General features: G+C 66.0%; 22 protein-coding genes and 1 pseudogene. 5 read left to right on the plus strand and 18 right to left on the minus strand.

Features of this window, described 5'->3' with window-relative positions; all coding sequences use genetic code 11:
• Window positions 1-23 precede the first annotated feature (23 nt).
• The 9 genes from ygfK to H6A16_RS10725 form a co-directional block, all read right to left on the minus strand.
• A complete protein-coding gene (ygfK, locus tag H6A16_RS03225) occupies window positions 24-3023 on the minus strand; it encodes a putative selenate reductase subunit YgfK (RefSeq protein WP_204616072.1) in 3000 nt (999 codons plus the stop codon).
• A 177-nt stretch (window positions 3024-3200) separates the two neighbouring features.
• Window positions 3201-4553, minus strand: coding sequence for a putative aminohydrolase SsnA (gene ssnA / locus H6A16_RS03230; RefSeq protein ID WP_204616074.1), 1353 nt, complete (start codon window positions 4551-4553; stop codon window positions 3201-3203).
• A 213-nt stretch (window positions 4554-4766) separates the two neighbouring features.
• On the minus strand, window positions 4767-6173 hold the full coding sequence (locus tag H6A16_RS03235) for a uracil-xanthine permease family protein (protein ID WP_204616077.1): 1407 nt from the start codon (window positions 6171-6173) through the stop codon (window positions 4767-4769).
• A 321-nt stretch (window positions 6174-6494) separates the two neighbouring features.
• Window positions 6495-7481 carry a BMP family ABC transporter substrate-binding protein gene (locus H6A16_RS03240; RefSeq protein ID WP_204616079.1) on the minus strand — a complete coding sequence of 329 codons (987 nt, stop codon included), beginning with the start codon at window positions 7479-7481 and terminating at the stop codon, window positions 6495-6497.
• Window positions 7482-7669: 188 nt separating this feature from the next.
• Window positions 7670-8185: a xanthine dehydrogenase subunit XdhC gene (xdhC, locus tag H6A16_RS03245; RefSeq protein WP_239458152.1), complete on the minus strand. Its 516-nt coding sequence runs from the start codon at window positions 8183-8185 to the stop codon at window positions 7670-7672.
• Window positions 8182-9060 (minus strand): xanthine dehydrogenase subunit XdhB, encoded by an 879-nt coding sequence (xdhB, locus tag H6A16_RS03250; RefSeq protein WP_204616081.1) that lies wholly within the window; start codon window positions 9058-9060, stop codon window positions 8182-8184. The genes xdhC and xdhB overlap by 4 nt, the downstream gene beginning before the upstream one ends.
• Window positions 9060-9824 (minus strand): molybdopterin cofactor-binding domain-containing protein, encoded by a 765-nt coding sequence (locus H6A16_RS10880; RefSeq protein WP_342589709.1) that lies wholly within the window; start codon window positions 9822-9824, stop codon window positions 9060-9062. Before H6A16_RS10880 ends, xdhB begins: the two co-directional genes overlap by 1 nt.
• Window positions 9719-10732, minus strand: a complete 1014-nt coding sequence (locus H6A16_RS10885) for a molybdopterin cofactor-binding domain-containing protein (protein ID WP_275052340.1) — start codon at window positions 10730-10732, stop codon at window positions 9719-9721. Before H6A16_RS10885 ends, H6A16_RS10880 begins: the two co-directional genes overlap by 106 nt.
• A 33-nt stretch (window positions 10733-10765) precedes the next feature.
• Window positions 10766-11404 carry a hypothetical protein gene (locus tag H6A16_RS10725; protein ID WP_239458153.1) on the minus strand — a complete coding sequence of 213 codons (639 nt, stop codon included), beginning with the start codon at window positions 11402-11404 and terminating at the stop codon, window positions 10766-10768.
• Window positions 11405-11992: 588 nt separating this feature from the next.
• On the opposite strand from H6A16_RS10725, the gene H6A16_RS03260 reads away from it, so the two are divergent.
• Entirely contained in the window at window positions 11993-12661 is a 669-nt protein-coding gene (locus tag H6A16_RS03260) for a helix-turn-helix transcriptional regulator (RefSeq protein WP_204616083.1), read from the plus strand.
• Between the two features lie 24 nt (window positions 12662-12685).
• On the opposite strand, the gene H6A16_RS03265 is transcribed toward H6A16_RS03260, so the two are convergent.
• Together H6A16_RS03265 and H6A16_RS03270 are read right to left on the minus strand one after the other, a co-directional pair.
• The gene (locus H6A16_RS03265; RefSeq protein WP_204616085.1) at window positions 12686-13393 is read right to left on the minus strand and encodes a helix-turn-helix transcriptional regulator; all 708 of its coding nucleotides are present in this window, start codon (window positions 13391-13393) and stop codon (window positions 12686-12688) included.
• A gap of 204 nt (window positions 13394-13597) precedes the next feature.
• On the minus strand, window positions 13598-13975 hold the full coding sequence (locus H6A16_RS03270) for a RidA family protein (RefSeq protein ID WP_204616087.1): 378 nt from the start codon (window positions 13973-13975) through the stop codon (window positions 13598-13600).
• 347 nt (window positions 13976-14322) lie between these two features.
• Between H6A16_RS03270 and H6A16_RS03275 the strand changes: the two genes are divergently transcribed.
• The 4 genes and pseudogenes from H6A16_RS03275 (at window position 14323) to H6A16_RS10735 (ending at window position 19623) form a co-directional block, all read left to right on the plus strand.
• Window positions 14323-16830, plus strand: a complete 2508-nt coding sequence (locus tag H6A16_RS03275) for a U32 family peptidase (protein ID WP_204616089.1) — start codon at window positions 14323-14325, stop codon at window positions 16828-16830.
• A gap of 1 nt (window position 16831) precedes the next feature.
• Entirely contained in the window at window positions 16832-17524 is a 693-nt protein-coding gene (locus tag H6A16_RS03280) for an RluA family pseudouridine synthase (protein WP_204616091.1), read from the plus strand.
• A gap of 750 nt (window positions 17525-18274) precedes the next feature.
• Window positions 18275-19188, plus strand: a pseudogene (locus tag H6A16_RS10730) (glycoside hydrolase family 30 protein); the annotation flags it as partial.
• Complete coding sequence (locus H6A16_RS10735; protein ID WP_239458172.1) at window positions 19177-19623, plus strand: glycoside hydrolase family 30 beta sandwich domain-containing protein; 447 nt, start codon at window positions 19177-19179, stop codon at window positions 19621-19623. The pseudogene H6A16_RS10730 and the gene H6A16_RS10735, both read left to right, overlap by 12 nt.
• Before the next feature lie 196 nt (window positions 19624-19819).
• Here H6A16_RS10735 and rplX read toward each other — a convergent pair whose 3' ends face one another.
• The 7 genes from rplX to rplV form a co-directional block, all read right to left on the minus strand.
• A complete protein-coding gene (gene rplX / locus H6A16_RS03290; RefSeq protein WP_235421795.1) occupies window positions 19820-20131 on the minus strand; it encodes a 50S ribosomal protein L24 in 312 nt (103 codons plus the stop codon).
• A gap of 16 nt (window positions 20132-20147) precedes the next feature.
• The gene (gene rplN, locus H6A16_RS03295; RefSeq protein ID WP_204616093.1) at window positions 20148-20516 is read right to left on the minus strand and encodes a 50S ribosomal protein L14; all 369 of its coding nucleotides are present in this window, start codon (window positions 20514-20516) and stop codon (window positions 20148-20150) included.
• A 103-nt stretch (window positions 20517-20619) separates the two neighbouring features.
• Window positions 20620-20886, minus strand: a complete 267-nt coding sequence (gene rpsQ / locus H6A16_RS03300; RefSeq protein ID WP_204616095.1) for a 30S ribosomal protein S17 — start codon at window positions 20884-20886, stop codon at window positions 20620-20622.
• A 16-nt stretch (window positions 20887-20902) separates the two neighbouring features.
• Window positions 20903-21118 carry a 50S ribosomal protein L29 gene (gene rpmC / locus H6A16_RS03305; protein ID WP_204560820.1) on the minus strand — a complete coding sequence of 72 codons (216 nt, stop codon included), beginning with the start codon at window positions 21116-21118 and terminating at the stop codon, window positions 20903-20905.
• Complete coding sequence (gene rplP, locus H6A16_RS03310; protein ID WP_204616098.1) at window positions 21118-21552, minus strand: 50S ribosomal protein L16; 435 nt, start codon at window positions 21550-21552, stop codon at window positions 21118-21120. Before rplP ends, rpmC begins: the two co-directional genes overlap by 1 nt.
• Window positions 21552-22262 carry a 30S ribosomal protein S3 gene (rpsC, locus tag H6A16_RS03315; protein WP_204616100.1) on the minus strand — a complete coding sequence of 237 codons (711 nt, stop codon included), beginning with the start codon at window positions 22260-22262 and terminating at the stop codon, window positions 21552-21554. The genes rplP and rpsC overlap by 1 nt, the downstream gene beginning before the upstream one ends.
• Before the next feature lie 6 nt (window positions 22263-22268).
• Entirely contained in the window at window positions 22269-22640 is a 372-nt protein-coding gene (gene rplV, locus H6A16_RS03320; RefSeq protein ID WP_204560814.1) for a 50S ribosomal protein L22, read from the minus strand.
• Between the last annotated feature and the right edge of the window lie 14 nt (window positions 22641-22654).

Genomic DNA, 22654 nt, shown 5'->3' on the forward strand with positions numbered 1-22654 from the left:
CCGCGCCCGTCGCGATCTCTTACTTACTCGACGAACAGGTAGCTGTAGGAGTCGCGAACCGCAGCGATCGTCTTGCGGACGGCCTCGGGCAGGCCGCACGCGGCGTCATCGACGTTGCAGACGCGGATCTCGCCGCCGAGGCGCACCGAGAAGGTGCCGTCGGCGAGCTTCATGAAGCCGTCGTTCTCGGAGGCAAGCATGTCGTCGCCGCTCCAGAACAGCGTGAGCTTGTCCTTGTAGGGACGGCCGGTCTCGTACGGGCAGAACACGGCGCAGTTGCCGCACTCGTTGCACATGCCGTCCACGTGGACGACCTGCTGCTTGTCGAGGCCGGGAACCTCGATGGCCACGTTCGCGCGGTTGGGGCAGACGTCGCAGCAGACCTCGCACACGGCGGCGCAGCCGAGGCAGCGGGTGTGCGTGCAGTTCGCCTTGTCGCGGCAGAGGTTGCCCTTCTTGGCGATGGAGGCGGCCACGTCGAGCTGCTCGTTGGCGTCGGCGTAGTGGTTGAAGTCGACGTTCGCGATCTGGCGCGCGACCTCGGCGGCGTCGGCGATGGCCTCGACGACGGTCGCCGGACCGCGGCGGCAGTCGCCCGCAGCCCACACGCCGGCAACACCGGTGGCCACGCCGGCCGGACGGCCGCGGCGGTCGACCTCGATGCCCGCGCCCTCGTAGAGGGAGGCGTCGATGCGCTCGCCCACCGCGCAGATCACGGTGGTGGCGGGCACGGTCACGGTCTCGCCCGTGGGCTCGGGCGCGCGGCGGCCGGAGGCATCCGGCTCGCCGAGGCGCATGACGTTGCACGTAAGCTGGCCGCCCTCCAGGGACACCGGGGCGAGCAGCTCCATGAACTCGACGCCGTCTTCGAGCGCGAAGTCCAGCTCCTCCTCGTCGGCCGGCATCTGGGCCTTGGTGCGGCGGTACACGAGGCGAACGTTTTCCACGCCGGCGGCGCGCTTGGCCACGCGGGCGGCGTCCATGGCGGTGTTGCCCGCGCCGATGACCACGACGTCGGTGCCGAGCGCCAGGGTCTCAGGAGCCTTCTTGGCGACCTCGAGGAACTCGAGGACGTCCATCTCGGCGCCCTCGCCGAGGCCGGCGGAACCGGGCAGCCAGGCGCCGGTCGCCACGACGACATCGGTGTAGCCCTCGGCCTTCAGGGCGTCGATGGACTCGACGCGGGCGCCCAGCTTGACCTCGACGCCGAAGGCGCGGCAGAGCTCGACGTCGGCGTCGATGTCGGCGCTTGCGATGCGGAACTCGGGAATCACGTGGCGCACGATGCCGCCGAGCGTGTCCTTGGCCTCGAAGATCGTGACGGGCACGCCGGCGCGCGACAGGAAGAAGGCCACGGCGAGGCCGGCAGGGCCACCGCCCACGACGGCGACGTTCTTATCGGAGACCTTCTCGGAAGCCCCGGCCTGAAGCTTGGGCAGGACGGTGGAGAACGCCTCGTGCGCGGCCTTCAGCTTGCTCGCGCGGATCTGAGCGCCCTCGGGCTCGTAGAAGGCGCGCTCGCAGCTCTTGCCGCAGGGATGCGGGCAGATGGTGCCGGTGATGTGCGGCAGGGCGTTACGCTCGATGATGATGGAGAAGGCGTCCTCGAAGCGGCCCTCCTCCACGGCGGCCAGGTAGGCCGGGATGTCCTGAGAGATGGGGCAGCCGGTGCGGCAGGGCGCGGTGAAGCAGTCCATGAGCGGCGTGCCGCCGGGCACCTTGGCAGACGGGAGCTTGCGCAGCGGGTTGCGGTAGAGCGGATTCACGAGCGAATCGGCCTGGATGGCGGTCACAGCCTCGAGCGAGACGCCCTCGAACGCGCGTCCGTCAAGGTCGCCGAACTCGCCGGCGATCTGGCTCATGCGCTCGTAGCCGCCGGGCTTCAGCACGTCGGTCGCCATGGTGATCGGCCAGATGCCCGCGTCGTAGAGCGAGCGGATGTTGTAGACGGTGGCGCCGCCGGAGTAGGAGATGCGAAGCTTGCCGTCGAACTGCTCGGCGATGCGGCGGGCGACCTCGATGGTGAGCGAGAACAGCGTGCGGCCGGACATGTACATCTCGTCGCTCGGCAGCTCGCCGCGGGTGACGTCGACCGGGAAGGTGTTCGTGAGCTTCACGCCGAAGTCCAGGCCTCGCTCGGCGGTGAGCTTCATCAGGCGCTCGAACATGGGCACGGCGTCGGCCCACTGCAGGTCCTCCACGAAGTGGCGGTCATCGAAGGCGATGTAGTCGAATCCCAGCTCGTCCAGGCGCGCGCGGGCGAAATCATAACCCAGAAGCGTCGGGTTGCACTTGATGTAGGTGTTCAGGTTCTTCTCGGTGATGAGGTAGGTCGCGATGCGCTCGATCTCGGCGGGCGGGCAGCCGTGCAGCGTGGACTCGGTGATGGAGTTGGACACGCGCGCCGGGATGCTGTCGATGAAGGCGGCGTCAACGTTCTGGAAGCGGTCGAGGTTCGCCAGCGCCCACTCACGGCACTCGGCCCAGACCTCGGAGCCGGAGGCGTCCTTCATGCCCTCGATGTAGGCGTCGACCTTCGGGCTCTTGATGCCCTCGAGGTCGTAGCCCACGCTCATGTTGAACACGAAGCCGTCGGGCGAGCCCAGGCTGTACTCCTTCGCGATCAGGTGGCAGGCGAACCAGGCCTTCACGTACTCGGCGTAGGCCTGCGGCACCTCGAGCTCGGTGGACCACTCGCAGTTGTAGCACTCGTCGGCCGCGGTGATGCAGGGCTTGTTCACGCAGGCGGAGAGCTCGGCGCCGTCCATGACCTGGACGGTCTTGAGCTCGAAGAAGCGCGAGCCGGCCACGTAGGCGGCGATGATGTTCTGCGCGAGCTGCGTGTTGGGACCCGCTGCCGGGCCGAAGGGCGTCTCGATCTTCTCGTCGAAGATCGGCAGCGCGCCGTCGGCGTTGGCCTTCACGATCTTGCGGACGCCGAAGATGGCGCCCTGCTCATCGTGCTCGGTCATGACCCAGTTCATCAGGTTGGCGAACGGAATGGGCCTCATGATGTCGCTCATTGTCTTATCCCCTCTATTTCATGACAGCTAGGACGGGGCCCACTGTCATAATCCAAACATCTCCCTCGACATGACAGGTAGGACGGGGCCCCGTGTCATAATCTGGCGGCTTCCCGCGCGCAGGCGCACGACGGGCGCAAAAGCATGACAGCTGGAACCGTCCTAACTGTCATACGGTTAATAGGTGCGGCCGTTGAGGTCGCCCCAGAGCTTCTTGGACTGCTCCATCGTCCAGGCGTTGATGCGCTCCTCGTCGAAGGCCACGAACTCGCGGTCCTTGTAGAGCACACGGCCGTTGACGATGGTGGTGCGGCAGTTCTTGCCCATCATGCCGAACAGCATGTGGCCGTCGACGTTCTCCTCGCTGAACGGCGTGAACTTGTTGTAGTCCATCACGATGACGTCGGCGGCGGCCCCCGGCTTCAAAACGCCGATCTCGCGGCCGAAGTAGGTGCTCGCCATGGCGGGATTGTTCTGGAAGAGCATCGTCATGGCCTCGCCCCAGCCGACGTTCGGCATGGCGGCGTTGTGGCGCTGGATGATCAGGAAGACCTTCAGGCTCTCGAGCATGTCGTGCGTGTAGGCGTCGGTACCCATGTGCACCGAGATGCCGCGGCGGAAAAACTCGAGCACCGGCGCGCAGCCGACGGCGTTGCCCATATTGGACTCGGGGTTGTTCACGATATGGGTGCCGGTCTCCTTGATGATGTCCATCTCGGCAGGCGTCACGTGGATGCAGTGGCCGAGCATCGTCCGCGGACCCAGCAGGTCATGCTGGAGCAGGCGCTCAATCGGCGAGATGCCGCCGCGATTCAGGCGCGAATCCCACACGTCGTTCATGCCCTCGCACACATGGATGTGGAACCCGGTGAGGCCGTTGTTGGCCTCGGCCATCTTGTCCATGGTCTCGTCGGAGAGTGTGAAGGTGGCGTGCCCGCCGAACATGGCGGCGATCATGGAGTTGCCCTCGGCCTGGGCCTTCGCGGCCCACTGCGCGAACTCGGCGTTCTCGGCGATCGACTGGTCGCGCTTCTCATCGCCGCGGCGGTCGGAGGTCTCGTAGCACAGGCAGGCGCGGATGCCCGTCTCCTCGCAGACGTCCTTGATGGCAAAGAGGCTGCCGGGGATCTCGCAGAAGCTCGCGTGGTGGTCGAAGATCGTGGTCACGCCGTCGCGCAGGCTGTCGAGCACCGTGGCGTAGGCCGAGGCGCGCGTGCCGTCGAGCGTCAGGTTGTCGTCGATCTTCCACCACTGCTGCTCGAGGTTCTCGAGGAAGTTCGTGGGGTTGCAGCCCTTGATGGCAAGGCCGCGGGCCAGGCCGGAGTAGATATGCGTGTGGCAGTTCACGAGACCGGGCATGATGATGCCGCCGTGGGCGTCCACGTACTCCGCATCCGGATTCGCCTTGACCAGCTCGTCCTCGGCCCCGACGGCGACGATGCTGTCGCCGTCGATGAGCACCGCCCCGCGCTCCAGATAGGGCATCTCCACGTCACGCGTGACGACCGAACCGTTACCAACGATGAGCATGGGTTCTCCTTTCGTCGTCTAAGGCGGGGTTTAACACCTCGGACAGATATGGGTCGGTACGGCAGGGGGTCATCCCTACCGCACGCAGCGCGCCGGAACCCCGGTCGGCGGGCACCTCCCCCACCATCGCGCCTCTAGGCATGGGCTGCGGCAGGGCGAGTTCACGCCCTGCCGCGCGTGGCGGGATGACGCTCCCGTCGGGCGATAAGCGGATTACTTCTTGTGATCGGGCAGAACCGTACCGACCGCGGCCTCCTTGGCGGCGTCGACGTGACGGTCGACCGGCGGGGTGGGCGGAAGGATGAGGTTCAGGATGATGGCCATGATGGCGCAGGGGGTGATGGCGTTGGAACCCACGACGGTGGAGATCCAGGTGGGCATGCCCTCGCCCGCCAGGCAGCCGGATGCCATCCAGATGCCGAGGCCGAACACGACGGAGGTGCCCACGATGGTGGCCACGCGCTGGGTCAGGCCCTCCTTGGTGAACATGCGGATGCCGTTCATGGTGATGGTGCCGAACACGCCGACGGTCGCGCCGCCGATGACGGGCTGCGGGATGGCGGTCAGCAGGGCGGAAAGCTGCGGGAACAGGCCGGCGAGCGCGAAGACCGCGGCGACGATGGCGAAGACCCACTTGTTGATGACCTTGTTGGAAGCGATGATGCCCACGTTCTGGCCGAGCGCGCTGGTAGGCAGGCCGCCCAGGAAGGCGGAGATGATGCTCGTCACGCCCTGGGAGACGATGGCGCCGGAGAGCTCGCGCTCCTCGGGCATGCGGTCGATGGAGCCCAGGCAGGCGGCGGAGACGTCGCCGATGACCTGGATGGCGACCATGGGATAGACCACGGCGAGCGTGATGCAGACCTCGGGATGGAACTCGAGCGCATAGGGCATGATCTTGGGCAGGGCGAAGATGCCGGCCGAGCCGACGCTCGAGAAGTCGAGCATGCCGAAGGGCGCGGACACGATGATGCCCACGATCATGCCGAAGAACACGCTGCCGAGCTTGAGCGTGCCCTTGGTGAAGTTGGACAGGAAGAAGACCACAGCGAAGGTGATGAGCGCCACGATCCAGCTCTGCGGGGTGCCCCAGATGGGCGTGCCCTCGCCGCCGGCCATGTACTTCACGGCGGTGGGATACAGCGACACGCCGATGGTGAAGATGACCGTGCCGGTCACGACCGGCGGGAACAGGTTCTTGACCTTGCTGTAGAACAGGCCGAAGAGGATCGCCGCGATACCGCCGACGATCTCGCCGCCGAGCAGCGAGCCGAACGAGAAGTCGGCGCCCATGGCCTGCAGCGCAGGCAGGAAGGCGAACGAGACGCCCATGACGATGGGCAGGCCGCCGCCGATGCGGCGGAAGGGGGCGAACGCCTGGAGCGCGGTGTCGATGGCCGAAAGGATCAGCGCGACCTGGATGATGTCGGTGCGCTGCTGCGCCGTCCAGCCGTAGACCGAGGCGATGATGATCGCTGGGGTGATGATGCCCGCAAACGACGCCAGAACGTGCTGCAGGGCGCAGGGGAGCATGTCCTTGATGGGCGGCATACCCTCCCGGGTAAAGAGATAATCGTGCGCGCTGCCCGTCTTCTGGGCTGTTGCTGTCTGTTGCGTCATAGGCGTGTACCTCCCGTGAGTTACGCATCCGCAGCACCCGTAGCTTCAGCAGATGCGAAGCCGCTCCCCTCTGAAGCGGCGCCTAGCTTGACATCCGGGCGATGGCCGCCCGGCCATTAAATAGCCTGTCCCTCTACCGGCGATTCAATGCGAACAAACAATTAGTTAGGCTAACTGAATGTTTGTACTATTCTTATAGACCTCCATCCCATCGGTTACAAGAAAACCCGTGTGCGGTTCGGTGAGCGGTGCTTTCCGACCGCTCACCGTGCTTTACAAACCCCCGTCTACTTCGGAGCGGATGCGTGCGATACCGCTCTTCTACCCGATAAACGAGCCCTGCGCGATCTGCTCGGCGATACCGAGATAGCGCTCCTGGACATACGGCTCCACGAGCACATCCGACAGCGTGCCGACGCTGATGCCGCCCGTGGAGGCGTCGCCGGCAACCGTCTTGTTGCCAAAGGAGCCGCTCTCGATATCGCGAAACGCGTTTCTCATCATCATGGCGTTATCGGTCACGATGCTGCCGGCGATCACCTGGTCGTAGGCGCTGCCGGCGTCGTTGGGCTGCGCGATGGCCATGCCGAAACCGGTCTCGCTCAGGGCGCGGCGCGCGCCAACGTCGACAATCGACGCGTCGCCGAACAGGACGTCGACCTGGTGCTCCCGGATCATCTCGAGCGCGATCTCGTAGCCGCGCTCCTCGTCGTCGAACGACTCGGCGTAATCGGCGACCACCCGGATGTTCCCGTTGATGGCGCGCGCCGCGGCCTCGTAGTTCTCGACCTTGACCTTCGTGCCCGCAAGGCCGGTGCCCCCGATGAAGCCGATCACACCGGCCTGCGAGATGAGGCCCGCAAGCGCGCCGGCGAGCTGGCCGATCTGCGCGTTGTTGGGCACGAGGTTCTCGACGTTGTCGAGCTCGAAATCGCCGTTCAGCACGATGAACTTCACGTCCTCGTGCGAGGCGGCGACATCTGCCACCGCCTCGGTGTACTGCGCGCCCGGAGCGAAGACGATGGTGCAGCCGTCGGCGATCAGGTCCTCGATTGCCTGGGGCCAATCGGGCTCGGACACGCTCTCGGTCACGGTGTGCTCCCACTGATGGGCCTCGGCGGCATCCACGAGCGCCCGGTAGCAGCTCTCGCCCCAGCCGCCATCGTCGATGACGCCGTCGATGAACATACCCGCCTTATGGGGCGCGTCCTTCGAGCAGGCGGAGAGGGTCGTCGGCAGCACGAGGGCGCATGCGGCTGCAAGCGAGCAGCGGATGGCGTTCCTACGGCTGATTGCATAAGCGGTCATTGTTCACCCCACTGATGTATGCGTTACCTATCAATGTGTAAGATGCCCCGCCCTCCACCCCGCGCGGGGCAAGCGGGCGGCGCGAACAATCGGCAAGCGGTCGGGCGGCAACCGGGAGGGATTCCGATGCGCAGAACACGGGAGCATCCGCGCACGGAACCGGAGGCCGCCCGAACGCCGGGGAGGGACTAGGCGGCGTCGCCCGCGTGCTCGGCGCTGACGCGCTCGGCGATATCGGCGCACTCGTTCACCGCGCGCTCCACCGCGTTCACGATGTTCTGGTAGCCCGTACAGCGGCAGAGGTGACCCGAGATGAGCTTGCGGATCTCGTCGCGCGTGTAGCGCTTGCCGGAGCCCACGATCTCGGTCGCGCTCATGATGATGCCGGGCGTGCAGAAGCCGCACTGGACGGCGGCCTCGTCGACGAGCGCCTGCTGGACGGGCGTCAGCGTGCCGTCGCGCGCGAGCAGGCCCTCGGTGGTGATGATCTCGACGCCCTCGCACCATACGGTGAGATAGAGGCACGAATCGATGGCGGTGCCGTCGAGCAGCACGGTGCAGGCGCCGCACTCCTCCACCTCGCAGCCGCGCTTGACGCTCGTGAGGCCCAGGCGGTCGCGCAGGGTATCGAGCAGCATCTCGCGCTCGTCGACGCCGACCTCCATCGGCTTGCCGTTCACGGTCATCTTCACGAAGCGCATCATGCGTGCGCGCCTCCCTTCAGGGCCGTCTCGCGGATAAGACGGCGCGACAGCTCGACGATGAGCTGCAGACGGAACTCCTTGGACGCGCGCCAGCTCGTGCGCGGGTTCATCTCGGCGCAGGCGAGCTCGCCCACGCGCTCCACGGCCGCCTCGACCGTAAGCCCGCGCAGGGCGTCCTCCGTGGCGGTCGCGCGCTTGGGGTACGGGCCGGCCACGCCGAAGGCGAGGCGAATGTCGGCGATATGCTCGCCATCCGTATCCATCTTCACCAGGCAGCCCACGCCCATCGTGGCGATCTCGAGCGCCTCGCGCTTGCCGTACTTGCAGTAGGTGCCGGCAAAGCCCTCGTAGCCCGCGCGTGGAAAGCGGATGCACACGAGTACCTCGTCGTGCGCGCGGCTCGTGCGGCCGGGGCCGGTGTACCACTCCGACACGGGGATGTCGCGCACGCCCGCGGGCCCCTGCACGCGCATCACGGCGTCGTAGGCGACCACGCTCGAGGCGGTGTCCGCCGAGGTGATGCCGTTGCACACGTTGCCGCCGATGGTGCCCACGGCGCGCAGCTGCGGGCCGCCGGGCGTGTCGGCCGCCATGCACAGGGCGCCCAGATACCGCGCGACAAGTGGATTCTCATGCACCTCGCGAAACGTGCAGGCAGCGCCGATCTCGATGGTGCCGTCGGCGCACATGCGGATGCCGCGCAGTTCGGGCAGGTTGTGGATCGATACCAGACGGCAGCCCGCATGGCGGCCCTCGCGGATCTGCACGAGCAGGTCGGTGCCGGCGGAGATGATGATGGCCTCGGGGTCGGCCGCAAGCGCGGCGACGGCGTCGTCCACCGAGGTCGACAAGTGGATGGATTCGAAGTCGTACATCAGATGAGCCCCTCTTCCTTGAACTTGGCGACGAGCCGCTGCTGCGTCATCGGAATCTGGTAGAACGCGCATCCCGTCGCGTCGAGGATGGCGTTGCGCAGCGCCGGCGTGGGCGGCATGAGCGGCGGCTCGCCGAGCGCCTTGTTGCCGTACGGGCCGCTCGGGTCGTCGGTCTCCACGAACAGGCAGCGCAGGTCGGGCACGTCCATGGCCGTCGGGATCTTGTAGTCGAGCAGGTTGGGGTTGAGCAGGCGGCCGGTCGCAGGATCGATGAGCTGCTCCTCGTAGAGCGCCGCACCGATGCCCTGCGCCATGCCGCCGTGCACCTGGCCCTCGGCCGTGGCCGGGTTCAGGATGCGGCCCGAATCGTGCACGTTCAGGATGTCCAGGATCTTCACGCGGCCGAGCGGCATGTCGACCTCGACCTTCACGAAGCAGGTGCCGAAGGCGAAGGTGTTGTCGCGCACCTGGGCGGTTTCCTCGGCATGGATGTGGACGGAGTGGCGGAAGCTGTAGAACGCCTCCTGCGCGAGGTCGCCCATGTCGAGGACCTTCGTCCCGGCCTCATCCACGATCTCGCCGTCGACGATATCCAGGCCGCGCGCGTCGGGCAGCAGCTCGTAGGCGTAGTCGAGGATGTTTTTGCGGAACGTCTCGGCTACCTTTTCACCGCGTGGCCCGTCACGTAGCTCTGGCGCGACGCGTAGGCGCCCGTGTCGAAGGGCGTGACGTCGGTGTCCTGGAAGCTCACGATGTGCATCCAGCTCGTCGGGATGCCGATGGTCTCGGCCGCCATCTGCGAGAACACGGTGTCGGCACCCTGGCCGATCTCGGTGGCGCCGATGGAAAGCTGGCAGGTGCCGTCCTGGTTCAGCACGAGGCGCGCCGTGGAGGTCTCGAGCGAGATGGGATACACGCCGGTCTTGTACACGAAGGCGCTCATGCCGATGCCGTGGCGGATGGGGCCGGTCTCGTCCTTGTACTTAGCCTTGAACTCATCCCAACCGGAGGCCTCGCGCCCGGCGATGAGCGTCTCGGGAAAGCCGTTCGCATGGTTGGCGATGCCGTTGAAGGGGTCCGCATAGCCTTCCGGCATGAGGTTCTTCAGGCGGAAGTCGATGGGGTCCCAGCCCTCCTTGCGGGCGATGTCGTCCATCATGCACTCGACGGTGAACTGGCCCTGGGGCATGCCGTAGGCGCGCATGGCGCCGGGCGCGGGGATATTGGTATAGACGATCGTGGCCTGCGTATGGCAGCCGACCTTGTCCTTGTACGCCCAGCGGAAGGCGTTGATGGCGTTGGCCGCCAGCGCATGGCCATGGCTCGCGTAGCCACCCTGGTTCGAGAAGCACTCGCAGCTGCGCGCGATGATGTTCATGTCGTCATCGTAGGCGCACTGCACGTTGAAGCTCATGGGGTGGCGCGAGCGGGTGTTCTGGAAGACTTCCTCGCGCGGGAGCTCGATTTCCACCACGCGGCCGCCGAGCTCACGGGTGAGCCAGGCGCACAGGGGCTCGTAGAGCACCTCCTGCTTGTTGCCGAAGCCGCCGCCGATATAGGGCTTGATCACGCGGATATCGCCCCAGCCGCAGCCAAGCGCCTGACCGCAGACGCGGCGCACGATGTGCGGAATCTGCGTGGACGACACCACGGTGATGCGCTTGCCCTCCATGTAGGCGAAGCAGACGTTCGTCTCGATATGCGTCTAATCGACCTGCTGGGTCTCGGTATGGGCCTCGTAATGATGGTATTTCGGGTCGGCGAGCGCCGCCTCCACCGAGTCATAGCCGGTGCCCTCGAGCGGGGTCACCATGTCGGAGTGCGCGAGCACGTTCGTCTCGCGGACCTCGGGGTGCAGCACCGGCGCATCCGGCGCGAGCGCCTGCTCCACCGTGGTCATGACCGGCAGCTCCTCGTAGGTCGTGTGCGCGAGCACGGCGCGCACGCCGCGGTCGGCCGCCACGTTGTCCTCGGCCACCACGACGGCGATGTCGTCGCCGTAGATGCGCACGCGGTCGTCGAGCAGGCGGCGGTCCGCCACGTCCTGGTGCGCGGGCTCCACGCTCCAGGGATGCCCCGGCGTGGGAAAGCGGTGCACGGGCACGTCCTTGTACGTGAAGACGGCAACCACCCCGGGGATGGCCTCGGCCTCGGTCGTGTCGATCTCGCGCACCCAGCCGTTGGCGATCTGGGCGTGCACGAGGCGCGCCACCAGGCACGGCTTGGGGCACAGGTCGTCGGTGTACTTCGCCGTACCCTTCACCTTGTCGAGCGCGTCGACGCGCGTCACGGCGGTGCCAACCTCGCGCATGGGGGCGACCTTTTTCCAGAATTGCTGCTCCATGCGTCTCCCTCCTCGTTTCGCTTCCTGTTCCTATGCGTCAGGGACCGCCCGGCAGCGTGGACCCGCGCGGCGGGCAGCTGCTCAGAAGCCGACGTGTCCCCAGGGCCCGGCGATCAACCGGTCCCGTTCGATACGAGATGTGATATGAAATGTGAAAACGTTGCTTCCCGACCGTCTTACCTACAAGGTCGGGAACGCATGCGCTACGGACGATGCGCGCTGCTGGAGCCCGCACACGATGCAGACCTCATGAAACCCCCTTTTTCGCCACGGGTTCCCTCCCGTGGCAGTCCATGCGCACGCCAAGCGGTCCAGCGGAATCTCTCACCTTCAAAACCGGTAGCATGTGCAACCTAGGAGCTCTAACAGGCATTATACGCATCGCGGGGACCTATGACCGCCTCAGGATAAAAATAGTTATCTATTAACGGGGATAATTCGTAGCTGCGCTTTTTCGGAATCGTGATAATAAAAAGTTGTAACGCTATCCGCTCGCAGGCGCAAATCGACCGTTGGCGGGCGCTCCACCGTTGCATTCGCGTTCCCGCCACGGGACAATGAGAATACCTTATCGCGTTGGGAGAGCACATGAACAAGACGGTCGAGGGCTACCTGCCCTTCTTCAATTTCCTGAGCACCATCGTCGGCGGCAACACCGAGGTCGTCCTGCACGACTTCACCGACCTGTCACACTCCATCGTCGCGCTCCACAACGGGCACGTCTCGGGCCGCAAGCTGGGCGCTCCCGCCACGGACTTCGCGCTCAAGATGATCAGCAGCGATATCCCCGCCGATCAGGACCATACGGATATCTACCAGTCGCACAGCACGTCCGGCAGGCCGCTGCGCTCCTCGACGCTCTTCATCCGCGAGGACGGCAAGCTCGTGGGCATGCTCTGCGTCAACACCGACACCTCGATCATCGTCAAGCTCCAGTCGCTCGTCGACACCATCGTCGAGACGCTTCCCCCTGGAACCAACGACAATCAGGGCGAGCAGGGGCGCCATGCGGGCGCCATCGGCGAAAACCTGACCGCCTCCGTCGACGACCTCGTGGAGAAGACCGTCAGCGAGTTCGCCACCGCGCGGGACAAGACGGCCTCGGAGCTTTCGCCCAACGAGCGCCTCGAGCTCGTCAAGATGCTCCAGGACGACGGCGTCTTCCTGCTCAAGGGTGCGGTCACCGTCGTCGCCCAGTCGCTGGAGATCTCAGAGCCGAGCGTCTACCGCTACCTGCAGAAGGTGCGCCGGGGCTAATGGCCCGTTTCATAAACTAAAAACCTATTCGCTCGGCCCCTCGCCCGTGCGCGAGCGGCGGATGCTGCGCAGGCCGCGATAGATCGTAGGCTCCGAGATGCCGAGCAGGCAGGCGATCTCGCCCACCGCGCCCTTGATGCGAAAGACCCCCTGGGAATCCAGGACGCTCAGCAGGCGCAGGCGCTCGTCGGCGGGGATCTTCGTTCCCTCGAAGCCCAGAAGCCGGCAGGCGTCCTTGAGGGCGGCCTCCACCGAATCGCCCGAGGCGCTCATGGTGCGCTCGGATGCAACGGAGTCGAACTGGTCGCGCACGGCGCCCAGACGCTGCTGGCGCTGGCCGTCGGCGCCGCCGGGAATATAGGACTCAATGAGCCCGTGCAGGGCGTCCTCAAGTGTGCGGAAGGCGGCGATATCGCGGTTGATGCTCAAAAAGCCGACGATGCGATCGTCCTCGCGAATGGGATAGACGCCCGAATAGAGCGTGCGGCCGTCGAGCGATTTGGTGGGAAAGCCCGTGCGATGCCCCTCGAGCTCCTCAGGATGCTCAAGGAGCTCCGTCAGGTAATCCGAGAGCGGCGCACCCTCGCGACGGCCCGACACATACGGATGCACGAGCTTGATGAGCGAATGCGACGGGTCCTCCAGGTCGTGCAGGGCGATCTCGGTCTGGGCGCCGAACATATCGCCCAGAAAAACGCACAGGGGGATGTAGCGGGATACCGTCTGGTTCATGGGGTTCGCACCCTTCATCGCGGGGCGGAAGAGGGTCGTGGCAAAACGATTCGGCAGCCCGCGGCGCACGGCGGCTGGTGACCGACCTTCAGCATAGCATCGTACCCCACGGGCACCGAAGGATTCTTCCGGCACTTGAGGGCTGCGGGCGGCACGCCGAAAGACGTGCCGCCCGCAGATGCCTGATACGTTGTGGGAGTTCGCCTACAGCGCGGCGATGACCTCGATCTCGACGAGGCCGCCGGCGGGAAGCGCAGCCACCTGGAAGGCGCTGCGGGCCGGGAAGGGCTCGGAGAACTTGGAGGCGTAGATCTCGTTCACGGTGGCGAAGTCGGCGATGTCGGCCAGGAGCACCGTGGTCTTCACGACGTTGTCGAACGTGGCGCCCGCGGCGGCGAGCAGGGCCTCGATGTTGGCGAGGGACTGGGCAGCCTGGGCCTCGATGCCCTCGGGGAGCTTGCCCGTCGCGGGGTCGATGCCGAGCTGGCCGGACAGGAACAGCATGTTGCCCGTCTTGATGCCGGCAGAGTAGGGGCCGAGGGCGGCAGGGGCCTTATCGGAGGAAACGACGTTCTTGTCCATGGAATGCTCCTTTGCAATACGTTGGAACGGTATATCCACAACGGATGCCGGTGTCCGGAGGCTATGCGTGGACCTCGGCATCCGTTGCGGCATGGGGCCGAAAAAGGCACGAGAGGCCCCGGCGCGATGCGCTGATTTCGATACTAGCCCGCCAGCTGATGCTGTGCAAGTTTTTTATCGGTACTAAGAATGTTTTATCTTCCAACGGTGGCATCTTCGGTCCCTGCGGCGGCCTGCGCACGCGAGGCCACACCACCATGCGGATAGCCTGCGGAGATGCGCGGCCGCGCTTGCGGCAACGCTATACTCTTGTCCGATACACAGCCAGAACCTGCAGAAAGGCGCGTATGTCGCAATCGCTTGGGCACCTCGTGCCGCCCCGTCATCCCGAGCTCCTCTCCCCCGCGGGAGGCCCCGAGCCCTTCGCCGCGGCCCTCGCGGCGGGAGCCGACGCCATCTACTGCGGCATGGGCACCTTCAACGCCCGCCGCAAGGCCACGAACTTCACCGACGAGGCCTTCGAGGCCGCCTGCCGTGCGGCGCACCTCGCCGGCGCCCGCGTCTACGTGACGGTGAACATCGTCATCAAGGACACCGAGATGGCCGATGCCCTCGAGCTCATCCGCCGCTGCGCCGCGCTCGGCGCCGACGCCTTCATCATCCAGGACTGGGGCCTCTTCTTCGAGGTGCGCCGTCTCATGCCCGAGCTCGAGCTCCACGTGTCCACGCAGGCGAACATCCACGACCTGCGCGGTGCCCTCTGGTGCCGCGAGGCGGGAGCCGACCGCGTGACGCTTTCGCGCGAGCTCTCGGTCCCCGAGATCGACCGCATCTCGCAGGCGGGTATCGACCTCGAGGTCTTCTCCCACGGCTCCATCTGCTTCTCGTATTCCGGCGTCTGCCTGCTGTCGAGCTTTGCCTGCGCCGGCCGCTCGGCCAACCGCGGCATGTGCGCTCAGCCCTGTCGCCTTCCCTACGAGCTGCTCGACGAGGACGGCTCCGTCATCCCCACGCCCGGCCGTGAGCGCGCCCTGTGCCCGCGCGACAACTGCACGGCCGACATGCTGCCCGAACTCCTGCGCGCCGGCGCGGGTGCCCTCAAGCTCGAGGGGCGCATGAAGGCTCCCGACTACGTCTACTCCGTGACCCGCGCCTACCGCGAGGCCCTCGACGACGCCATCGCCGGACGCACGCCGGACGCACGCGACGCCGCTGACCGCGCCCGCCGCCTCAAGCGGTGCTTCAACCGCGACTTCACGAGTGCCTACCAGCATGGCACCTCTGGCGACGAGATGATGAGCTACGAGCGCTCCAACAACCGCGGCCAGATCGTGGGCGAGGTCGTGGGCAGCAGGCGCGCCAACAACCCCAAGGGCCTGCACCCCGACGACCGCCGCGTGCGCGCCGCCATCGTGCGCATCCGCCTCGACGAGCCCGTGGGTGCCGGCGACCTGCTCGAGCTGCGCCACGACGACGAGTTCGACCAGTTCCTGACCGTGATCGCCCAGGCCGATGCCGCTGCGGGCGAGACCATCGAGTGCCGAGCCGCGCGCTCCATGCCCGAAGGCGCCCTCGTGCGCCTCATCCGCAGCCAGGCCGCGCTCGATGAGGCCTCTGCCGCCCTGCATCGCGACGTCCCGCGCAAGCGGGCGGTCCACGTGAGGGTTCGCGCGCACAAGGGCGAGCCCTTCACCGTCGAGCTCGCCTGCGCCGACGACCCCGCCGCCACCGCCTGCGCCGCCGGCTTCACCGTCGAGCCCGCGCGCACGAAGGCGGTCACCGAAGCGGACCTCATCGAGCACGTCGGCCGCATGGGCTCAAGCCCCTTCGAGGCGGCATCGTTCGACATCGACCTCGAGGACGGCTGCGGCATGGGTTTCTCCGCCGTGCACAAGGTGCGCGCACAGGCCTGCGAAGCACTCGAAGACGTCATCGTTGCGGGTTACCGCGAGCGCGCCGAACGCTTGGCTGTACTCGAGGGCTTCGAGCAGACAGCCTACACGGCGGCCAGCGCCGAAGCACCGTCGGCGGATGGCGCTCCCCTGCCCCAGATCTGCGCCGTCGCGACCACCATCGAGGCGGCAGAGGCCGCCCGTGCGGCGGGAGCCGACCGCATCTACATGACCACGGACATCCTCGAGGCGGCGGGCCTCGATGCCGAGCACACTGCCGTGCGCGGCATCGTGCCCATCCTGGACGAGATCTGCCGCGCCGCCGACGGCGAGCGCCTCGACCCCTGGCTGCAGGCGGGCAGCCCCGCCGCCATCGGCAACATCTCGGAGCTCGCCCGCGCCGCCGAGGTCGGTGCGGCGCCCGAGATCCGCACCTGCCTGCCCGTCCACAACGTCGCCTGCATTCGCGCCCTCGAGGCGCACGGCGCCGCGGGCTTCTGGCTTTCCCCCGAGCTCACCTTGGACGAGATCGAGCGCATCGCCCCGCACGCCACGGCACCCGTAGGCATCGTCGTGTCCGGCCGCCCGCGCGTGATGACGAGCGAGCACTGCATCCTGCAGGTGGCGGGCGCCTGCATCCACGACTGCGCACGCTGTCGCCTGCGCTCGCGTGGGCTTGCCCTGCGCAATATCGACGGCAAGGTGCTGCCCGTTCGCACCGACATCCACGGCCGCTCGCGCCTCTACGACGGCTTCCCGCTCGACCTCACCCCGCAGATGGGCAAGCTGCTCGCCGCGGGCGTGACGCGCTTCGCCGTCGATGGCACGCTGCTTGAGGCAGGCGAGCTCGCGAACCTCGTCGAGCGCGCATGCCGCGCACGCGACGCCGCGCTCGCCGGCCGCAAGCCTGCCCCGCGGTTGAAGGGTGCCACCGCAGGCTGCCTGTTCGTAGGTGTCGACTAACATGCCAACCCCGCTCGCGATCCTCTTCGAATCCGATACGCTCGTCGCCGTGGACAAGCCTGCCGGCATCATCGTCCACGGCGACGGCACGGGCGCAGAGACGCTCACCGACCGCCTCGCCGCAACCCTCGCCGCGCGCGGGGGCGAGGTGGCAACCCGTATCGACGAGCTGCAGGCCCTCCAGCGCCTCGACCGCGAGACCTCGGGCATCGTGCTGTTCTCGACCGCCAAGGCGACGCAGGGCACCTACGACCGCGCCATCGCCGAGCACCGCTTTGAGAAACGCTACCTCGCGATCGTGGAGGGCAAGCCGAACTGGCGCGAGCGCACCTTCACCGGGCCCATCGGCCGCGATCGCCACGACGCACGCCGCATGCGCGTCAGCCGAACCGGCAAGCCAGCCACGACGCACGCGCGCGTGCTGGCCGCAAGAACCGTGCACGGCCGCGCGCTCACCCTGCTCGACATCCGCATCGAGACGGGCCGCAAGCACCAGATCCGCGTGCACCTCTCGCATGCCGGGCTGCCCCTCATGGGAGACGCCCTCTACGGCCGTGCGGACACCGCCGGACTCATGCTCCACGCCGCGCATCTGGCCTTCACCGACCCGGTCAGCGGCGAGCACGTGTCGATCGACGCACCTGCACCTGTGCGGATGCGAACCCTCTTCGGCCGCAAACTAGGTCCGGCATAGCCTCTACCCGCAATACCTGGCCCACAAGGCGGCCAAACATGCGAGAACCAGCGCGAGCGGGTAAAATCCTATGATCCGGCGAGGTCCGTGCGCGGGCGGCGCTCCATTTGTGGAGGCGACGCCTATGGATGTAATCCTCAATCTTCCGAAAGCCCTCGCGACCATCGCGAGCACCGCGAAGACGCTCTTCGAGCTGTACGAGCGGTGGAAGGAGAGAAAGCGCAAAACGGATGACGTAGCGAGATAGACAGAGCCCGGGGGCAACCGGGCTCTTGAATCAATGACCTGCGCCGCCCGCGACCTGTAACCACTAGGCGGGCTTCGCTGGCACTATCATTCTACCCTATCTTTCGGCGTCCACACGGCAGTCACGATTCCCGGATCCCGTGCCTCCACCGCGTCGGAGGAATTCGACCTTGGACCCTTCTCCTCTAAGTCGATCCACCCCGCACGAATGCATGTCCGCCTTATCTGCGAGCTCAGCCCGGCATAGCCTCCTGGGCCACGCTCCACCCCGCAAACCCTGCGTTCTGCAACAATAGACAGAAGAACCAAGAGCAGCGGAGGGGCAATGAGGATCTAACCAGCACAGGTGACGGATCGAAATCGTTCGAGCAGCAGGATGCCGCCTTCGAGCGCGATGAGCGCAGCGAGTACCGGCAGGTCATCTGCTTTCCCGACCTGCCCCGCCAGCGCATCCTCGGCTTCGGAGCTGCGCTCACCGAGGCATCCGCCTGGACGTTCGCGCAGATGCCCGCCCCCGTGCAAGATGAGTTCCTGATGAGCTGCTTCGGCCCCGCCAGCCACGGTGGCAACGCCTACACCCTCTGCCGCACGCCTCTTCAGAGCTGCGACTTCGCACAGGGCAGCTACGCCTACGTCTCCCGCCCGCGACGCGGACAAGACGTGCTCGGCTCCTTCTCGATCGCGCGCGATCAGGCGCTCCTCATCCCCTTCATCCGCTGCTGCATGGCACTTGCGCCCACGCTCACGCTCGTGGGCGCGCCCTGGAGCCCGCCGGCCTTCAGAAGACGAACCGCTCGATGTGCCATGGAGGCCGACTGCGCGCCAAATACCGCGACACCTGGGCGCAGGTGCTCGCCCGCGCCGTCGCCGCTTGGCGCCAGGAAGGCATGCCGCTCGAGTACCTCAGCGTGCAAAACGAGCCCCTCGCCCGCCAGACATGGGATTCCTGCCTCTACACCGCGCAGGAAGAAGCCATCTTCGCCGCCCGGCACCTGCGCCCCGCCCTCGACGCCCAGGGCGTCGCTGACCTCAAGCTCCTCGCTTGGGACCACAACAAGGATCGGCTCATAGCGCGCATGCAGCAGCTTGAGCACGAGCTGGATGGCCTAGGCACCACGTATGAGGACGTCTTTGCCGGCACCGCATTCCACTGGTACACCGGCGACCACTTCGAAGCCGTCCGCACCGCACGCCAGATGAAGCCCGCCCTCGAGCTCATCCACACTGAGGGTTGCGCCGCCTATTCCCACGGCAAAGGCACGCGCACACACGCGGACGCCGAACACTACGCCCGTGACATCATCGGCGATCTCAACGCCGGCGCCACCGCCTACATCGACTGGAATATCCTCCTCGACGAAACCGGCGGCCCCAACCACACCGGCAACTACTGCGACGCCCCTATCATGTACGACCGTCGCACCCAAACCCTCACCTACAACCGCAGCCACACCTACCTCGGCCACTTCTCCCGCTTCACCCAGCCCGGCGCCCGCATCTTTCCCACCTCGTCCTACACCGACCGCCTCGACACCCTCGGCGTCCTCAACCCCGACGGAACAAAGGTCCTCATCCTCCTCAACCGCACCACCAAACCGAAAAAGCAACCATCCGAGAAGGCACGAACACCGCCGCAACCACCCTCCCCGCCCACAGCATCCAAACCTGCGTGTGGAGGTAGACGACCCAAGACGCGCCCCCAAATGAACCAGATAACCTCAGGAACCGAGAAACCCAAGAACCCCAGTCAACCCCCCGCCCGTCGTCCCGGCGGCACGCCGGGACGACAAAGCATAGGGCCCACCCCGCCCCGAGCAATCAGCAGAACAGGGGGTCCTCAGGCCAAAGCCTGAGGACCCCCTGTTCTGCTGATTGCTCGGGGTGGGGTGGGCGCCAACTTCCTCCCGCCTACCGGCCGCCGAGCTCCGAAAACGCAGGAAGGCCCCCGAGGGCCTTCCTAAGCCGACAATCCCGCAGCCGCGCAGCGGCGAGGACGTCGGCGTGGAAGCCCTCGGGGGCCTTCCGATGGGACGCTTTACGCTCTACGACTTAGAACTCGGCGCCGCACTTCTTGCAGACGCGCAGCTTGTTCTTGCCGTCCTTCTTGTGGCCAACGCGCGTGGCCTGGCCGCACTTGGGGCAGATGAGCATCACGTTGGAGGCGTCGATGGCGGCCTCCTGGGAAACGATGCCACCCTGCTGGTTCTGAGCGGTGGGCTTCATGGCCTTCTTGACGATGGCCACACCCTCGACGACAACCTTGCCCTCAGCGGGAAGCGCGCGCAGAACGGTACCGGTCTTGCCGCGATCCTTGCCGGAGAGCACCTTGACGTTATCGCCCTTCTTGATGGACATAGACATAACGGTCTCTCCCTCACTACAGGGTCTCGGGTGCAAGCGAGACGATCTTCATGTACTTCTTGTCACGAAGCTCACGAGCGACGGGCCCGAAGATACGGGTGCCGACGGGCGAGCCGTCCTTGTTGATGACGACGGCAGCGTTGTCATCAAAGCGGATGTAGGAGCCGTCCTTGCGGCGGATCTCCTTCACGGTGCGAACGACGACGCAGCGAACGACGTCCTTCTTCTTGACGTTAGCGCCCGGGGTGGCCTCCTGGACAGCGGCGATGATCACATCGCCGATGCCGGCATAACGACGCTTGGAGCCACCGAGCACCTTGATGCAGCGAACCTTGCGCGCACCGGAGTTGTCAGCAACCGTGAGCATGGTTTGCATTTGAATCATGGTAGTTCCTCCGAATAAGAGAACGACGAGAGGTGCGCCGGCCAAACTGGGGCCGAATCGGCGCCGGCGCGGCGCACATCATCGTGGAAGCGTACGATCGTGACTACTTGGCGCGCTCGATGATCTCGACGAGACGCCAACGCTTCATCTTGGACAGAGGACGGGTCTCCATGAGGCGGACGGTATCGCCGACGCCAGCGGTGCACTCCTCATCGTGAGCATGAAGCTTCTTGGTGGTGGTCATCATCTTGCCGTACTTGGGGTGGCGCTTGCGCTCCGTGGTCTGGACAACGATGGTCTTGTTGCCCGAGATGGAGACGACGACACCCGTACGAACCTTGCGCGCGTTGCGCTCAGTCGTTTCAGACATGCTCTAACTCCTGAATCTACTCGGCGGCAGCGGTCTTCTCCGCTGCGATCTGACGGGCGCGCTGCTCCGTGAGGACACGAGCGATGTCCTTCTTCACGGTCTTGACGCGAGCGGTGTTGTCCAGCTGGCTGGTCGCCATCTGGAAGCGAAGGTTGAAGAGCTCGGCGCGCATCTCCTTCAGCTTGTCAGCAAGCTGAGCGTCCGAAAGCTCACGAATCTCTGCGGGCTTCATTACTTATCCTCCTCGGCAGCGGCGTCGTTGTTGCGGATAAGAATCTTGGTCTTGATCGGCAGCTTGTGCTGGGCAAGACGCAGAGCCTCACGTGCAATCTCCTCGGAGACGCCGGAAATCTCGAACATGACACGGCCGGGCTTGACGACGGCCACCCACTCCTCGGGATTACCCTTACCGGAGCCCATGCGGGTCTCCGCCGGCTTCTTGGTGATGGGCTTGTCGGGGAAGATCGTGATGAACACGCGGCCGCCACGCTTCATGTAACGGGTCATGGCGACACGAGCGGCCTCGATCTGACGGTTGGTGATCCAGTGAGCCTCGAGAGCCTGCAGGCCGTAATCACCGAAATGGAGCTCGGTATGGCCCTTAGCATGACCCTTCATGGAGCCACGCTGCACCTTGCGGTGAAGAATACGCTTAGGGGCAAGCACTACTGACCCCTCCTCTCGGAATTACGACGACGAGGACGCGACGGACCCTCGAGAGCCGGGTTGGGGACCGGCTGGCCGGGGAGCTTCTCGCCCAGATAGATCCAGACCTTGACACCGCAGGCGCCCATGGTGGTGTGGGCGACGGCCGTGCCGTAGTCGATCTTGGCGCGCAGGGTGTGCAGAGGCACGCGACCCTCGCGGTACCACTCGCGGCGGCCCATCTCGGCGCCACCGAGACGACCGGAGCACTGGATACGGATACCCTTGGCACCGGACTTGCGAGCGGTCTGAACGGCCTTGCGCATAGCGCGACGGAAGGCCACGCGGCCCTCGAGCTGCTCGGCCACGGACTGGGCGACCAGGGTGGCGTCGAGCTCGGGACGCTTGATCTCAATCACGTCGACGGACAGGTGACCCTTGTCGACGCCGACGACCTTCTCGAGGTCGTGACGAAGGGTGTCGATCTCGGCGCCCTTCTTGCCGATGACGATGCCCGGACGGGCGGTGAAGATGATGATCTTCACCTTGTCGCCGGCGCGCTCGATCTCCACGCGGGAGACGGCGGCACGGGACAGGCGCTTCTTGAGGTACTTGCGGATCTCAAGGTCGTTGCCGAGGGTCTCGGCGTAGTTCTTGTCGGCGAACCAACGGGAACGCCAGTTCTCGGTGATGCCGAGACGGAAGCCGGTGGGGTAGACTTTCTGACCCATGCTAGCTTACGCCTCCTTTCGCGGAGCGACGACAACGGTGATGTGGCTGGTGCGCTTGAGGATGCGGGAAGCGGAACCCTTGGCGCGAGGACGGATGCGCTTGAGCGACGGGCCCTCGTCGACGTAGGTGGCCTTCACGACCAGATCGGAAGCGCGCAGGCCGTTGTTGTTCTCGGCATTGGCCACAGCGGACTTGAGAACCTTCTCGACGTCCACGGCGACGGCGCGGTTGCAGAAATGAAGGATGTCGAAAGCCTGGGCAACGGACTTGTTGCGGATCAGGTCGACGACGAGGCGAGCCTTGCCGGGGGAAACGCGAACGTACTTGGCCGTCGCGCGGACCTCGACGGTCGCGGTGTCGGTAGACTTAGTTGCCATTTACGAAGAACCCC

The sequence above is a fragment of the Collinsella tanakaei genome, assembly GCF_016900375.1.
Taxonomy (GTDB): Bacteria; Actinomycetota; Coriobacteriia; order Coriobacteriales; family Coriobacteriaceae; genus Collinsella.